Below are 338 nucleotides of genomic sequence, written 5' to 3' on the forward strand. Positions count from 1 at the left end.
CGTCCACGCCCTCACCCACGTCTCCCTCACCGTCACCCCGGGCGAGACGATCGCCCTCCTGGGCCGCCCCGGCGCCGGCAAGGCCACGCGGCGGTCCGCCCGGCTCGGGCTCGTGGAACCGGCGGCCGGTGCGGTGCGGGTGGGCGGGCTGGTCCCCCCCCGGACGGCGCCCCCGGACCTCGTACGCCGCGTGGGCCTCGTCCCGCAGGAACCCCGCGACCTGCTCTCCACGGACACGGTCGCGGCGGAGTGCGCGGCGGCGGCCCGGGACGCGGGGGCCGCCCCGGGCACCTGCCGGGCCCTCGCCTCCGAGCTGCTGCCCGGGATCGGGGACGACA

General features: G+C 80.8%; 1 protein-coding gene. It reads left to right on the forward strand.

Going from position 1 to position 338, the window contains the following annotated elements; genetic code table 11:
* Positions 1-338, forward strand: a 338-nt coding sequence (locus tag PUR53_RS00860) for an ATP-binding cassette domain-containing protein (RefSeq protein WP_329907038.1), incomplete at both ends; no start/stop codon positions are given.

Origin of the sequence: Streptomyces sp. SP18BB07, assembly GCF_036322545.1 — a bacterium.
Taxonomy (GTDB): domain Bacteria; phylum Actinomycetota; class Actinomycetes; order Streptomycetales; family Streptomycetaceae; genus Streptomyces; species Streptomyces deccanensis.